7 protein-coding genes are annotated in these 14,932 nt (G+C 72.6%); all 7 read right to left on the bottom strand.

Annotated features, from left to right (window positions below):
* Window positions 1–76: 76 nt before the first annotated feature.
* Window positions 77–1,393: a lipase family protein gene (locus BJ993_RS19015; protein WP_218864748.1), complete on the bottom strand. Its 1,317-nt coding sequence runs from the start codon at window positions 1,391–1,393 to the stop codon at window positions 77–79.
* Between the two features lie 141 nt (window positions 1,394–1,534).
* Window positions 1,535–2,497, bottom strand: coding sequence for a hypothetical protein (locus BJ993_RS19010; protein ID WP_179650581.1), 963 nt, complete (start codon window positions 2,495–2,497; stop codon window positions 1,535–1,537).
* A gap of 44 nt (window positions 2,498–2,541) precedes the next feature.
* Window positions 2,542–5,040 carry a DUF4129 domain-containing transglutaminase family protein gene (locus BJ993_RS19005; RefSeq protein ID WP_179650580.1) on the bottom strand — a complete coding sequence of 833 codons (2,499 nt, stop codon included), beginning with the start codon at window positions 5,038–5,040 and terminating at the stop codon, window positions 2,542–2,544.
* A complete protein-coding gene (locus BJ993_RS19000) occupies window positions 5,037–6,320 on the bottom strand; it encodes a DUF58 domain-containing protein (protein ID WP_179650579.1) in 1,284 nt (427 codons plus the stop codon). Before BJ993_RS19000 ends, BJ993_RS19005 begins: the two co-directional genes overlap by 4 nt.
* 4 nt (window positions 6,321–6,324) lie before the next feature.
* Entirely contained in the window at window positions 6,325–7,296 is a 972-nt protein-coding gene (locus tag BJ993_RS18995; RefSeq protein WP_036542008.1) for an AAA family ATPase, read from the bottom strand.
* 17 nt (window positions 7,297–7,313) lie between these two features.
* Window positions 7,314–13,463 carry an Ig-like domain-containing protein gene (locus BJ993_RS18990; RefSeq protein ID WP_179650578.1) on the bottom strand — a complete coding sequence of 2,050 codons (6,150 nt, stop codon included), beginning with the start codon at window positions 13,461–13,463 and terminating at the stop codon, window positions 7,314–7,316.
* Window positions 13,460–14,932 (bottom strand): serine/threonine-protein kinase, encoded by a 1,473-nt coding sequence (locus tag BJ993_RS18985; protein WP_179650577.1) that lies wholly within the window; start codon window positions 14,930–14,932, stop codon window positions 13,460–13,462. Before BJ993_RS18985 ends, BJ993_RS18990 begins: the two co-directional genes overlap by 4 nt.

Here is a 14,932-nt window from a genome sequence, read left to right as displayed (position 1 = left end):
TGACCTGCGACGACGGCAAGCGCGAGGGTCACAGATCACACCCACGCGCCCGCGCCTCGGCGCGCGCCGGCCCCGCTCAGGAGGCGGCGAGCGGCGTGAGCGGGTTGCCCGGCCGGATCGTCGCGCAGTTGCTCGGCGCGGGCGTGCCGGCGAAGCGCGCGCCCAGCCAGCCGATCGCCTCGGGCAGCCACAGCGGCACCGACGTGAAGTGGCTCAGCGGGTACTCGCGGTGGACCACGCGGGTGCCGTCGGCGCAGTACTGCCGCGCGAGGGTGCGCACGTCGCCGGCCACCATCACGCCGTCGCCCCGGCCGAGCCCGGCCTTGGTGCCCGGCGTGCCCTCGAGCTCGCCGCCGGTGCCCTGGCCGATGAACATCGGCACCGTCGGGCTCGGCCGGCTGCCCAGGTTGAGCTTGTTGACCGTCGTCACGAAGACCGGGATGTCGGCCGGGTCGGCGTACGCCGGCTTGGTGAGCTGCTTCCAGGTCAGGCCCGGGTAGGCGCCGAGCACCTGGCTGATCGAGGCCTTCTGGAGCTTGGCGTAGACCTGCTTGCCGTAGTCGCTGAGGTACGGCGTCAGGTCGATCCCGTAGGCCCGGGCCACCCCGACGACGGCCATCGGCATCACGCCGGCCCAGACCATCGAGCCGTCGACGTACCCGAGATTGGCCGAGGGCCGCACCAGCACGCCGCCCTCGGCGGCGCCGACCAGCCGGCGGTTGACGTCGGGCGCGTACGACGGCGCGAGCGTGGACGCCCAGTTGGTGGCGATCGCGCCGCCGGAGTAGCCGAGCAGGCCGACCTTGGCGGTGGGGGCGATGCCGGTGCCGCTCGCCCGGAGGACCGCGCGGATCGAGTCGAGGGTGACATAGCCGTACTCGGGACCGGCGGCGAAGTCGGCCGTCGGCCCCTGCGTGTCCGCCATGACGATCGCGTAGCCCTGCAGCAGGAAGGACGACACCAGCAGCGTCTCGACGTGCGCGGGCATCGCGCCCAGCGTCCGCGCACCGGTGAAGGCGCGCGAGGGCCCGTGCTCGGGGTCGAGGGAGTCGTAGAACGACTGGTAGGAGACCACGCGGGTCGCCGTACCGGTCGGCGGCTTGATCACCGAGGTCACCCCGGCGACCGCCCGGCCGCGGGCGTCGGTCGTGCGGAAGAGGACCTGCACGACGGTGAGCGGCAGGTCGAGGCCCGCCACGCTGTAGGGCACCGTCCGCGTCCTCAGCACCGTGCCGGGCGCGTAGTCCGCCAGCGGCTTGGTGCCCGTGTAGGTGAAGAACGGGTCCGGCGTCGCGGCGGCACCCCGGACAGCCGGAGCAGCTGCCGGAGCAGCCTGGGCGCCCGGCGCGACCGAAGTGAGCGATGCGCCGAACGCGACGGCGATCGCGAGCAAGGACGCCGCGAACCGAGCACGGCGGGACGTGCAGGACCCCATGAACCGACCAACCCTCCCCGTGACCGTCGTCACGAACCGCTGGCCATGATTAGTGACAGTCCTGTCACTTGTCAACGGTCGCCGCGACCGGGCGGACGCTCAGGCGCAGGGCCAGGACGTCGCGTACGACGTCCGGCGGGCTCCCGACCTCAGCACGATGTCCACCCGGATCGCGCCGCTCGAAGCCCGTGGGACGGAGGAGACGAAGACGGCGTCGCGCTGGAGCTGGCTGCCGGTCAGCGTGAACCTCCGGTCGCCCTCGACCGAGAAGGTGGCCGAGCGGACGGTGGTGCGGGCCGCATCGCTGAAGTAGGCCTTCACTCGGTTGTGGGTGCAGTCGCGGTGACCGGCCTTGACGTAGCCCAGGCCGTCACCGGAACGCGCCCGCAGGGTCCCGATCGGGAAGAGGGCGACGGTGGCGGTCGCGCTCGCCGCGGCCGAGCGCGCGGTCGTGGAGTTCGCCGGCACGTTGACCGAGGCGTCCACGCCCCCGCCCAGGGTGTAGGTGCCGGCGGGGACGAGCTTGGTGAGCGAGCGGCCGAGGGCCACGAACCCGCCGGTGACGTCGGGCGACCCGAAGCCGGTCTGCGAGCTCCCGCGCGTGCTCCCGCTGCTGCGGACGACCAGCCAGGACCGCGCCGGGGTGACGGCCTGGCGGGCGGAGACGGTCGCGTCGACCGCGTAGTTGTCGACCGCGCAGATCGACGGGCTGCGCGGCTTGGCGGTGGCCGAGGCTGACACCTTGATCCCGACCTTCGTCGAGCCACGGCTGTCGGTGGCGATCCGGCCGGTCACCGTGGTCGCCCCGGACACGGCGCTGCTGCTCAGCGTGCCGGACCTCCGCAGCCGAACCGTGCGCCAGGCGCCGTCCGCCTTCACGGTGACGTCACCGGGCTCCGTGCCGTTCAGGGCGTTGGCGCAGCCCGAGGGGACCGAGACGTAGTCCCACGAGCCGAGCACGGCGGAACCGACCGCGGCGTGCGCCGCCGGTGGCGCGGCGAGCCCGGTGGTGACGCCCAGCACCAGCACCGTGACAGCGCCCGCCCAACGGCGAATGGACATGGCAGTGCTCCCCCGGGACAGCCGGCCGCGACGGCCGGCGACGATCAACGCTTGCGCCGGAAACTACCAGTGCCCTCGCGCCGTGCGAGCCGCCGCACGCCGGCCCGGACCCGCGCCACCGGCCAGAACGCCAGCACCCGGCGCCCGACGGCTGCACCGATCCGGCGCAGGCGGGCCCGCGCCCGGGCCAGGGCTGCGCGCCAGGGCACCGAGGCGAGCGAGAACCGGGCGAGCAGGCGCCGCCACCACGGCGTCGCCTTGCGGATCCGCTTCAGCGCCGTGTCGACGTCCGCCCAGTAGGCGCTGGCCTCGTCGGGCGTCGGCTCGTCCGCGCCGTAGACGTGCCGGTCGGCGGTGTGCGCCAGCGTCACGACCGGTACGACGTCGTAGCGGTCCGCGGCGGCGTAGGCGCTCTCGCGGCGGGTGGCCCCCGGCGCCGGCCGGACGCCGAGGTCGCGCATCCGGTCGGCGAGCTCGCGCCAGGCACCGGTCAGCCGCACCGTCGCGTCGCCGGCCCTGCGGCGCCGGCGGCGGCGCAGGAACTTGTAGAGCAGGACGCCCCACAGCGGCAGCGTCAGCAGGGCGATCTTCGCGACGTCGAGGAGGATGCCGAGGATCGTGCCGAGCACCTCGAGGATGTCGATGTCGCTTCGCTCGCCGTCACCCTGCTGGAGGTTGTCGCTCGCCTCCTTGGGCTCGCCGGGCACCCGCGGCGGCTGCAGCACCTGCGGCTGCGGCTCCTCGTTGGGCTCGTCGTTCGGCTTGCGGAGCTTCTTGTCCTCCTCGGGCGTCGGGTCGAAGGCGACCCAGCCCGCGCCGTCGAACTTCACCTCGGTCCAGGCCGTGACGTCCTCGCCCCGCACCTCGCCGCCGCCCGGCGGCACCTTGAAGCCGATGACGACCCGGATCGGCAGGTTCATCTGCTGCCCGGCCAGCGCCATCGCGGCGGCGTACTGCTCGGCGTTGCCGACCGGCGTGGCCGTCTTCATCAGCACCGCGAGCCGGCTGAAGCCGTGGCCGGAGGGCGTGAAGTCGTCGACCCCGTCGGAGTAGTAGCCGTGCTCGCGGAACGCGTCGCGCAGGAACAGCGCGACCTCGCCGTCGGTGCCGCGGTCGAACCCCGCCTCCACCTGCCAGCGCTGGACCCGCTCGACGAGCTCCTCGGGCACCATCTTCGGCCGCGGCAGCGCGACGGACGCGGCGCGCAGCTCCCTGACCTCCTCGTCGGCGAGCTCGGGGGCGACCTCGGCCTCGATCTCGAAGGTGGTGCCCTGCTTGACCCCACCGATCTGCGCGACGGTCTCCGTCTCGCGGTTGATGACCAGCTCACCCGCGGCCTCGCCGTCGACCTCGCCGTTGGTCAGCGGGGTCATCGACAGCGTGGTGCCCACGCTGGGGACCCACACGCCGGTGTAGGCGCCGATCGTGATGGTCCCGCGGGTGGTCGCCTCGAGGTTGGCCTCCGGGTCGTTGCGCAGGCGCCGGAAGGTGCCGGAGTCGTGCACCGAGCCGGGGCCGCCGGACACGTTCCACACGATGCCGTCGTAGTAGTCCATGACCGCGAACCGGACGCGGGTGCCGCTGTCGAGACCGTCGACGGTGAAGAGGGTGGTGTCGCGCAGCGCCTCCTTCTTCTTGTAGGCGCGGAACTTCGCGAGCGGGCTCGGGTAGTCCCGGGGGTCGAAGGGCGGGTCGACGTGGTCGCGCAGCACCGCGCGCTGGTCGCCGGTCCCGGCCATCGCGGCGACGCCCAGCGCGGCACCGCCGGCGAGCGCGACGACCGCGAGGGTCGCCACGACGCGGCGTCCCCAGCGGGCGCGCACGTGCCGCTGCTCGCGCCACCGCAGCCACACGACGGCGACGGCCGCCACCGCGAGGCCACGCAGCAAGGTGGCCTCCGCGGTGATGTCGCCGAACGCGCAGCCGACGACGAGGACCAGTCCGAGCACCGGTCCCGCGAGCCCGGCCCGGCGGGTGCGCCACAGCAGCACGGCGGCCGCCAGCCCGCCGGCCAGACCGGTCAGCAACGGCACGATCAGCACGGTGCCGGTCTCGGCGAGGGGCACCGGCAGGGTCAGCGACTCCCGCCAGGTGCGGGTCGCCCCGGTGACGAGGTCGCGCAGCGAGTCGGCCGTCGGCAGCACCCCGCCCCTCGTGCGATCGGGGACGACGACGGCGGAGCCGACCGCGAGGTAGCCGGCCACGGCGACGAGCACCGTGAGCCACGCCCCCCAGCGCAGCCGTGCGCTGACACAGGCGACGAGGACGCCCAGGCCCAGCCCCGCGACGAGGGCCACCAGCCAGCGGTGACCCAGGTAGGCCTCGCCGAGCGGCCACGCGCAGAGCACGCCGAGTCCGACGACGAGCACGGCGTCGACGAGCACCAGCCACCACGAGGGCAGGGTGCCCGGCCGGCCGCGGCGCTGCGGCACGACCACCACCGGGCCGCTGGTGCTGGTGCTGGCCGAGCGCACCGGCGGGCCGACGGGCGGGGGTCCCGGCGGCGGGCCGGGCGGGCCGGGCGGCGGCCTGAGCGCGGTCATGCGGACACCCGTCGTACGGCGACACCGAGCTCCTCGAGCCGGCCGACGGTGGACACGGCGAGATCGCCCAACCAGCGCACCGACGGCTCCTGCCCGACCAGGCAGCGCATCGCGATCACCCGGGTGTCCACGGGCAGGTACTGCCGTGCCCGGCGCAGCTCGGTGATGCTGACGCCGGACCCGACGCACAGCACGATCACGCTGGCCGCCAGCTCGTCGAGGCTGAGGTAGCGGGCGACGTCGACGAGGTGCTTCGCCTTCCAGTCGTAGGTCAGCCCGGAGAGACCGTCGAGGAAGCGCTGGGCGCCGGCCGACGGCAGCGAGGCGTGGGAGGCGACGGCGCTCAGCTGCTGGCCGTCGGCGAGCGCCTGCGTGCCCAGCGAGCCGGCGACCGAGATCGCCATCTCGAACTCGTCGTCGCTGGCGTAGTCCTCCAGCCGCGAGCTGACCATCGTCAGCAGGTGCGAGCGCCGGGTCTCCTCGAACTGGCGGACCATGAGGGTGCCGGTCTTCGCGCTGGACTTCCAGTGGATGTGGCGGCGGTCGTCGCCGGCGACGTAGCCGCGCAGCGCGTGGAAGGACACGTCGTTGTCGGACACCTTCGGCACGGTGCGGCCCTCGAGGTCGCGCACCAGGCCGGCGGCCGAGCCCTCCACCCGCAGGGTCTTGGGGTGCACGTAGAGCGTGTCCATCTGGCTGAGGTGGGCCTCACGGCGCAGCAGGCCCAGCGGGTCGGCGCGGACGGCGGTCACCGGGCCGACGTCGAGGACCGCGCGGTGCTCGGTCGGGATCGCGAACAGCTCCTCGTGGACCGCGCCCGGAGCCAGCGCGGGCAGCTCGAAGGCAGCCCGGCCGGCTCCCACCGGGAACTCCACCACGAGGGGGCGCGAACGCCGCGAGCTCGGGTTGGTCAGGGTGAGGTAGCCGTTGGCGCGCTCCCCCACGATCACGCGGTCGCGGGCCAGGTCGAGCCGCGCGGCCAACGGCTGCCGGCCCACCACGAAGGCCACAGCGATGAGCAGCAGCAGCGCCAGGAAGAGTCCGGCGACGAGCAGCTCGGGCCAGTGCAGGAGCGGGCCCGCGACGAGCAGCGCGACGGCCAGCACGCCGACCACCCAGCCCGCCTCGGTGACGGTGTCCGTGACCGGACGCAGCACCGCGCGGACGCGACCGGTCCGCTCGGCGATGCCGTCGCGCCAGCCGCCGACGACCGCCTGGCGGCGCCGGTTGGCGGCGGTGAGCGTACGACGGATGCCGCTCGCCCAGGTGCGGGGGCTCATGTGCTCAGCGACCCGCGGGCTCCAGCGGGACGGACACGCGCTCGAGCACCCGGCGCACGACGTCCTCGGTCGTCGTACCCCGGAAGTCCTCCTCGGGGTCGAGCACCATGCGGTGCGCGAGCACGGGGACGGCGAGCGTCTTCACGTCGTCGGGGACGACATAGTTGCGGCCGTAGGACACCGCCCACGCGCGGGCCGCACGGACCAGGGCCTGCGCGGCGCGGACGCTGGTGCCGAGGACCACCTCGGGGGCCTCGCGGGTGCCCTCCGTGATGGCGGAGACGTACTCCAGGACGGCCGGCTCGACGTGGACCTCCTGCGCCAGCCGGATCAGGTGCAGCACGTTGTCGCCGCTGATGATCGGGTTGAGGACCGTCGCTGCCTTGCCCTTCGGCGCGTGGGTGAGGATCTGCACCGTGCTCTGGTGGTCGGGGTAGCCGAGCGAGGTCTTGATGAGGAAGCGGTCGAGCTGCGCCTCCGGCAGCCGGTAGGTGCCGGCCTGCTCGATGGGGTTCTGCGTCGCGATGACCATGAACGGCTGGCCCACCGGGTGGGTGACGCCGTCGACGGTCACCTGGCTCTCCTCCATGACCTCCAGCAGCGCCGACTGCGTCTTCGGCGAGGCGCGGTTGATCTCGTCCGCCAGCACCACGTTGGAGAAGATCGGGCCCTTGTGGAACTCGAACTGCTGCGAGCGCTGGTCGAAGATGGTCACGCCGGTCACGTCGCTGGGCAGCAGGTCGGGGGTGAACTGGATCCGGTGGTGGTCGCCCTGGATCGTCTGGGCGATCGCCCGCGCCAATGACGTCTTGCCGGTGCCGGGGTAGTCCTCGAGGAGCAGGTGGCCCTCGGCGAGCAGGGTGACGAAAGCGAGCCGGACGACCTCGGTCTTGCCGACGATGGCCTGCTCGACGTTGGCGACGAGCTGGGCGAAGGTCTGCGAGAACCACTCGGTCTGTTCGGTGCTGAGCGACATGGATGTCCTTTCTGGACCTAGCGGCTGATCGTGTCCGAGACGCCGGACGCGGAGACGGTGAGCGTGCCGTTGCCGGTGAACGCGCAGTCGCGGCCGCCGGCGTTGTAGTTGTTGGGGAACGACTTGTCGACGGACTGGTTGAAGTCGCAGGTGCCGTTGAGGTTGAGCGAGCCGTGGTCGGTGTTGACGGGCACCGGGCCGTCGTTGGGGAAGCCCTCCCCCTTGACCCGCGCCTCGCAGCCGCCGAGGCACACCGTCTGCCAGGTGATCTCGATCCACCGCATCCGGGAGTACCCGGTGATCGGCACCGCGTCGCTGTACTTGCGCGGGTCGCCGGCGGCGGCGGAGGAGACGGTGCGCGCGAGGATGGTCTTCCCGTCCCCGCCCTGCCGGACCTGGGCGGCGTTGCCGTCGGAGCCGTTCAACCGGTCGTCGTCCACCCAGTTCGCGCCGCCGTCGAGGCTGTACTGCACGCCGTCGATCGACTTGCCGTTCTCGCTGCCGGGACTGATCCGGATGTCGACGTAGTAGTAGTCGCTGCTGACCGGCGCCGTCACCGGCGGCGGGTCCGGCTTGCCCCAGGTGTCGATGCTCCCGAGCGAGGCGTCCTCGCCCTGGACGGCGCGGTCGCCGTTGCGGGTGACCGCCCAGACTCGGATCGAGTGGCGGCCGTTGCCGTCGAACTTGATGTCGGTCCCACCCGGGCCCGGCGCCGACGACACGATGTCGCGCGCCCCGGTGCCGTCCTCGACGATGTAGTAGTCGATCGGCAGGCCGCCGTCGTCGGCAGGCGGGTCCCACCCGATCCGCGCCGTCTGGTCGGCCGGCGACGGCGCGACCTCCTGCAGGCCCCGGACCGGACCGGCCTTGGTGTACGGCCGCCCGGTCGCCCCCGGGCTCTTCTCGCTGATGCCCGCGTCGTTCTTGGCGGCGACCGAGAACGTGACGTCCTGGCCCTTGCGGATGCCGTCGGCGGCGTTGAAGGTGCGCGAGGTGGTCGAGGCCGGGAAGCGGTAGCTCGACGCCTTGCAGCCGGAGCAGTACACGACGTACTCGGAGACCGGGTTGCCGTTGCTCTGCGTGTCCGACCAGCCCGACCACTCGATACGGACCCACGGGTCGCTGCTGTAGGGCGAGTCCTCGCTGGCCGTCAGGCTCGGCTTCTGGCCCGAGGGCGCCGGGACGCCGAACGGCTTGACCGCCTTGGAGGCCGCGGAGAACTCGCGCTTGGGATCCACCGCGTTGATGGCCCTGATCTCGAACGCGTAGGGCGTGCCGTTGGTCAGGCCGGGGATCACCCGCGAGGTCTCGTTGCCCGACGCGGTCCACGTGCTCGGGCCGCCGGCCTCCTTGATCTCGTACGACGTGATCTCGGAGCCCTCGTTGTGCGGCGGGGTCCACCGCACGGTGAGCTGCCGGTCCATCCTGTCGCCGGTCGGCGAGGGCTCGATGACGACCGTCGGCGGGGCCATCAGGTCGGGCGCCGTGTTGGGCGTGATGTCCTCGGACTCGGGGCTGTCCTTGCCCCAGCCCTCGCTGTTGCGCGCCCGGACCGTGAACGTGTAGGTGTCGCCCGGGGTGAGGTCGTTGAGGCGGCAGGTGGTCGCCGGGCACTTCTGGCTGAAGCCGTGCGAGCCGCGGACCTCGTACTCCTCGATCGCGGCGCCGTTGGACTCGGGCTCGCGCCACGACAGCACGGCCGACGACGCCTCGACCGACGACAGGACGGGCCGCTCGGGAGCATCGGGCTCGGAGATGACGGTGACGTTGATCCGCGCCACGACGTCGCGGGCGGCGTCACCGGAGGCGTCGGACACCGTCACCTTGATCTGGGAGGACCCGGAGGACGCCGGCGTGAACCACACCGAGGACCCCTCGGCCCGCAGCCCCCGCAGCTTGCCGTCGCCCTCGACCCGCGGGTTGCTCGCCTCGATCGGCTCGTCCGGGTAGGGGTTGACCGCGGAGTCGGCGATGTCGACGGAGGTCTCCTCGCCCTCCTCGGCGTTGACCGTGATGACCGGGATCTGCAGCAGCGGCAGGTTGCTGCCGACGACCCGGACCGTCACGGTCGCGGTCGCCTGGCCGCCGTGCCCGTCGTCGGCCACCACCTCGACGGCGAGGTCGTCGCTCGTGCCCGCACCGGCGGCCTCGACGGAGAGGATGCCGTCGTCGCCCTCGATCTCGGCGGAGATCCCCTTCGACGCGGACTTCACCGACCAGGCCATCGTGTCCAGGTCGCCCTCGTTGGCGTCGCGGGTCAACCCCTTCAGGTCGACGGTGGCCGCGTCGCCGTCCTCGGTGACGTCGACCGTCGCGTCGCGCATCTCCGGCGCGACGTTGCCCGCCGGCGCGACGTCGATCGGGATCGTCAGCAGGGAGCTGAGGGCGGTGTCCTCCCCCGCCGTCGTACCGTCGCTCACCTCGACGGTGACCGACGCGCCACCGACGTAGTCGCGGTTGGGGACGAACGACAGCGACGTCGACCGGCCCTCGACGGGCGTGATGCTGCCGTTGACGGCCGTCGGCGACGAGCTGGGGACGATGTGCGGCTCGCGACCGGCACGGGTGACGACGAGGTCCTTCAGGTCGAACACGGTCGTCTCGTTGGCGACCGCCTTGACCGGCACCCGGTCCTCGTCGGTCGTCAGCTGCGGCGGCACGTTGGCCGTGCCGGTCACGAACACCACGCCGTAGGTGAAGGTCGACTCGTCGTCGGCGTCGTCGAGGCGGTAGAGCACGACCTGGTCGTCGGCCTTGAGCTCGACCCGGACGGTCGTGTCGCCGTCGACGACCTCGCAGTCGCCGCCGCTGCCGGCGTCGCAGTCGGTGACGTGCAGGTCCGCCTTCGCACCGTCGAAGTCGAGGTCGTTGTCGAGCACCGGGACCTCGACGGTGTCGCCCGGGTCCTTGCCGATGATGTCGCCGAGCTCGGCCACGTCGTCGCGGGCGATCGGCGCGTAGAACGGCGCCTGCTTGCTGGCCGAGACCTTCAGCACGGCGCTGTCCGTCGCCGCGGCGGCGTCCTCGATGGTGTAGCCGACGTTGGTCTGCGCGGACCCGGAGTCGGGGGCGTCGCCGACCTCGACCTCGATGAACCCGTTGTCGTGCTTCGCCGGCGTGCTCTTGTTGAGGGACTCGACGCGCAGGGCGTCGTCGTCGGGGTCCGTGTCGTTGGTCAGCACGTTGTAGGAGATCGTCCGGTTCGGCTGGACGAGCACGCTGTCGTCGAGCGCCACGGGTGGCTGGTTCTCCGACTCCTCCGGTACGACGCCGACCCGGACCTCGGCGACGCCCGTCTCGCCGTACTTGTCCTGGAGCACGATCTGGAAGAAGTCGGTGCCCCGCTTGCCCTCGAACGCCTCGTAGCGGATCCAGTCGACACCGGTGTCGACGATCCGACCGAGCGAGGGCGCGGTGGCGATGCTGCGGAAGGAGGCGGCGTCACCGTCGGGGTCGGCGCCGACGAGGTCGACCGAGATCACCTTCGGGCGGCCGCTGATGACCCGGTCGATGATGGGCTGCGGGACGGGCGCGTGGTTGTTCTTCGCCGAGTCGGCGATGACGAAGATGCTCACCTCGGCCGACGCACTGCGCCCGTCGGTGTCGCGGACCCCGTAGATCACGGAGTAGGTGCCCGGCTCCTCGGGAGCGCGCAGTCGCAGCGTGTCGCCGGCGACCCACACGTCGAGGTCCTGCTCGTTCTGGAGGTCGGACTGGAAGAGCCGCGGCTTCGGCCCGTCGGGGTCGGAGTCGTTGGCCAGCACGGGGACCGAGGTGACCGAGCCAGCGCGGACGGTCACCTGGTCGTGGTTGGCGATCGGCTGCCGGTTGGCCTGGCTCGACGATCGCTGGGCGATCACGAGCGAGCCGCTCGCGGAGCTGCGGCCGTCGGAGACGACGTACTCGACCGTCACCGGCTTGCCGACGAGGTCGGCCACGGAGCTGACGACGGCCAGGCGCTTGTCGACGACGGAGACCTTCACCCCCGGCACCGACGGCCGGTTGATCCGCTTGACGACCAGGACGTCACCGTCGGGGTCGAGGTCGTTGAGCAGGAGGTCGACCTGGGCGGTGCCGCCCGGGGTGATCGTGACCTTGTCGCGCACCGCGACCGGGGGGCGGTTGTCCTTCGGCGGCGACTCCACGTCGAGCCGGATGAAGGCCGACCGCGTGGCGGAGGAGTTGTAGGCGGAGTACTGCAGGTAGTACGGCTTCGCCTTCGCGGCCTCGAAGGTGAAGGTCCCTGTCTCGAGGTCCTCGGTGATCGTCGTCCCGGCGTCGTCGCCGACGACCTTCACGTCCTTGAGGGTGAGCTCGCCGCCCTCGGGGTTGCGGTCGTTGGTGAGCGGCTGTACGACGACCCGCGTGCCTGCCACGCCGGAGGCGAGGTCGGCGACCAGCTCCGGAGGGGCGGACTCGCCGACGACCTCGACCGGGATCGTGGCCTCGTACTTGTCGATCCCGTCCTCGATGACGTAGCTGATCTCGCCCTTGGTGCCGCCGGTGCCCGGGTCGGTGAAGGTGAGCGTGCCGTCGGGACGGAACTCGACCCCGACCCCGCGACCGGTGGCCTCGGTCAGGGTGAGGTCGTCGCCGTCCAGGTCGTAGAAGTCGGCGAGGAGGTAGTAGCTCGAGGTCGCGCCGCGGGTCACCGTCAGCTTCGGCTGCTTCCGGTCCGGCATCGGCTGGGGAGCCTCGTGCTGGTCGTTGGAGCGGATCTGCAGGCGGACCTCGGCCGGGATCTGCTGGACCACCCGGCCGTCGGTCACGTAGTACTTGAAGACCGACGTCCCGGTCTGATCGCCCTGGACCATCACCTGGAGCTGGGTGCCGCCGCCGACGATCTTGACCTCGACCTCGGGACCGCGCACGTGGACGGTCTTGACGATCCGGATGATGTCGCCGTCGGGGTCGTGGTCGTTGAGCGCGACGACGGGCAGCACGGTGGAGCGGCCCGGACGGGCGCCGAGGTCGTCGTCGCCGGGCTCCGGCGGCCGGTTCTCCTGGTCGGGGACCTCGTCGGTCGTCTTCTTGATCTTCGACCGGTTCTCGTTCTGCGGGTCGACCTGCGGCCAGTTGTCGATCTTCGCCTTGCCGGGCTGCTGGACCAGCCAGGCGTCGCCCGTGCGGACGTCGTTGAGGACGATCACGTCGCGGTTGACGCGGAACCTCAGCTCGGCGCCGTCCTGCATGTCCGGGACCGGGTCGGTGTCGTCGTCCTCGTCGTCGGGGCAGTCGCGCAGGTAGTTGGGCGCGTCGTGGGACCCCCAGGCCGCGTAGACGCAGCCCGTGCTCGGGAGCACGACGGGCGGCGCGGGCGCACCGGCGGTCTCGTCCTCGCTCACCTTGTCCAGGTCGCCACCGCCGAGCGGGGTGACGTAGAGGCCCTCGCGGGTCGCGACGTAGACCTCGTCGCCGTCGGTCGCCGCCGCCTGGAGCTCGACCTGCGTCGGGTCCGACGTCTCCACGACCACCGGGTCGGCATCGGGACGAGCGAGCTCCAGCCGGGTGCGGTTGTAGAGGACGGGGGTGCCGCCGACGACCGTGAACGCCAGCATGTCGGGATTCGTGCCCACGTCGTCGCCGAGGTCGACCGTGTCGCCCTCCACGACCTCCCCGCCCTCGACCGCGAACGAGGTGGCCCTGCCGTCGCGGCGCAGCACCCAGGCCTCGCCGTCGGGGGCCACCGTCGCGGTGACCGCGTCGGCCAGGACCGGCGTCGCCGTCTTGTGGGAGAAGCCGGCCATCCGGGCGGCGGGCTGCACCCAGGCCTTGCCGTGGGCGAAGTCGACCATCGCGAAGGTGTCGCCGCCATAGGTCACCACGGACCCGGGCGGCAGGTCGGTGGCGTCGCCCGCGGTCGCGCGCGAGACGTCGACCGCCTTCACGGAGCGGTCCGTGGTCAGGTCCTCGAGGTAGACCTCGGTCGCCTGCTGGAAGACGTCGAAGTCCCGGGTCACGGCGTCGACGCCGAGGTCGAGCTCCTCGATCTGCGGGTTGAGCCGGGCGGTCAGGCCGAGGGACTCGTTGGTCACCCACACCCCGCCGTCGTTGAGCTCCACCTCGGTGAACGGCTTGCCGTCGTAGCGGTAGGCGAGGACGACGAGCACGCCCAGCAGGAGGGCGAGGGCCGTGCCGGAAGCGGTCCGGCGCCAGCGGCGGGTCACTGGCCCACCGCGCAGACCGGCTTGGAGAGCGGGGACGGCGCAGCGCCCTCGCGGGTGACGCCGACCTCGACGCAGACCGTCGAGCCGACCGGGACCGTGACCACCCTGCTCGTCTCCTCGGTGTAGTCCGCGCCGTCCTGGCTGGCCCCGTCACCGGTGAACAGCACCTTGAACTGGTCGTCCGGCCGCGGCTCCTCCAGGGACCAGCGGAAGGTCCACCGGGTGCCCTTGCCCGTCGTCCACACCTTCGGCGCCGGCGGAGCCTCGTCACCGGGTACGGCGTCGGCGGGGTCCTCGCCGCGGATCGTGGGCCGGTCCGGGTCCTCCTCCTCGCCACCGGCGAGCAGGGCCCAGCCGATGCCGCCGGCCACCGCCAGCGCCAGCACGCCCGCGAGGATCCGCCCCGCCGGTCCGCGTCGGGGGGTGTCGTCGCGACGCGGCGGCGTACCGCTGTGGGAGGAGCCGCCGGTCGCGGAGGGTGCTCCCGGGACCCGGGTCTGCTCGTCGACGGCCGCCTGGTCGGGCGCGGGGCGCACGCTGACGGCGGCCGGGATGATCACCGAGACCGGGCGGATCAGGGTGCGCGCGTCGTTGGGGTGCTCCTGCACGAGGGCCGACGGCGAGGCGTCCATGACCTCGAGCCGGGTCGGCGACTGCCGCATCTCGATCTGCACGTCCTGGAGCTGCCGGCCCAGGACCATCGCGGAGACGGGCCGCTTGTCGATCTCGACCGACATCGCCCGGCGCAGGACCGACACCAGGGAGGCGGGCACCTCCGGCCGGCGCAGCGGGCTGAGCTGGCCGCGCTCGATGCGCTGCATCAGGCTGGCGTTGTCGTTGGGGGCGTCGCGGCGCTCGACCGGCGGGTGGCCGATGAGCAGGGAGTAGAGCGTGGCGGCGAGGGAGTAGACGTCGCTGCGCACGTCGGAGCTGTCGGCGAGGAGCGCCTCCGGCGGCGACCACGGGATCGAGAGCCCCTGGCCGGACGCGCCGCCCTCCCCCACGACCGACGCGATGCCGAAGTCGGTGAGCAGCGGGACGCCGAAGGTGCTGGTCAGGATGTTGTGGGGCTTGATGTCGCGGTGCAGGATCCCGGCCCGGTGGGCGGTCTCGACGGCGCTGGCGATCTTCACCCCGATGTCGAGCACCTCGGCGACCGCCAGCGGCTGGGCGCGGTAGCGCTGCGCGACGTGCGGCGGCGGGCAGTACTCCATGACGAGGAAGGGCCGGCCGTCCGAGCTCACACCGGCCTGGTAGATCGGCACGATCGAGGGGTGGTTGGACAGCTGCGCCATCACGTTGGCCTCGGCGCGGAACAGCTCCAGGGCGGCGGCGTCGCCGCCACTGCGCAGGACCTTGATCGCGACCTGCCGCGTCGGCAGCTCCTGCTGGTAGCGGTAGACGTCGGCGAAGCCGCCCTCGCCGACGAGGTCGACGAAGACGAACCCGGGGATCCGTGGCGGCTGCAT

Origin of the sequence: Nocardioides aromaticivorans (genome assembly GCF_013408525.1) — a bacterium.
GTDB lineage: Bacteria > Actinomycetota > Actinomycetes > Propionibacteriales > Nocardioidaceae > Nocardioides > Nocardioides aromaticivorans.
This window is presented reverse-complemented; position numbering and strand designations above follow the sequence as displayed.

Excerpts from the sequence above, each read along its gene's own strand:
- BJ993_RS18985 (WP_179650577.1), bottom strand. The coding sequence starts at position 14,932 with ATGCAGCCGCCACGGATCCCCGGGTTCGTCTTCGTCGACCTCGTCGGC.
- BJ993_RS18995 (WP_036542008.1), bottom strand. The coding sequence starts at position 7,296 with ATGTCGCTCAGCACCGAACAGACCGAGTGGTTCTCGCAGACCTTCGCC.
- BJ993_RS19000 (WP_179650579.1), bottom strand. The coding sequence starts at position 6,320 with ATGAGCCCCCGCACCTGGGCGAGCGGCATCCGTCGTACGCTCACCGCC.
- BJ993_RS19010 (WP_179650581.1), bottom strand. The coding sequence starts at position 2,497 with ATGTCCATTCGCCGTTGGGCGGGCGCTGTCACGGTGCTGGTGCTGGGC.
- BJ993_RS19005 (WP_179650580.1), bottom strand. The coding sequence starts at position 5,040 with ATGACCGCGCTCAGGCCGCCGCCCGGCCCGCCCGGCCCGCCGCCGGGA.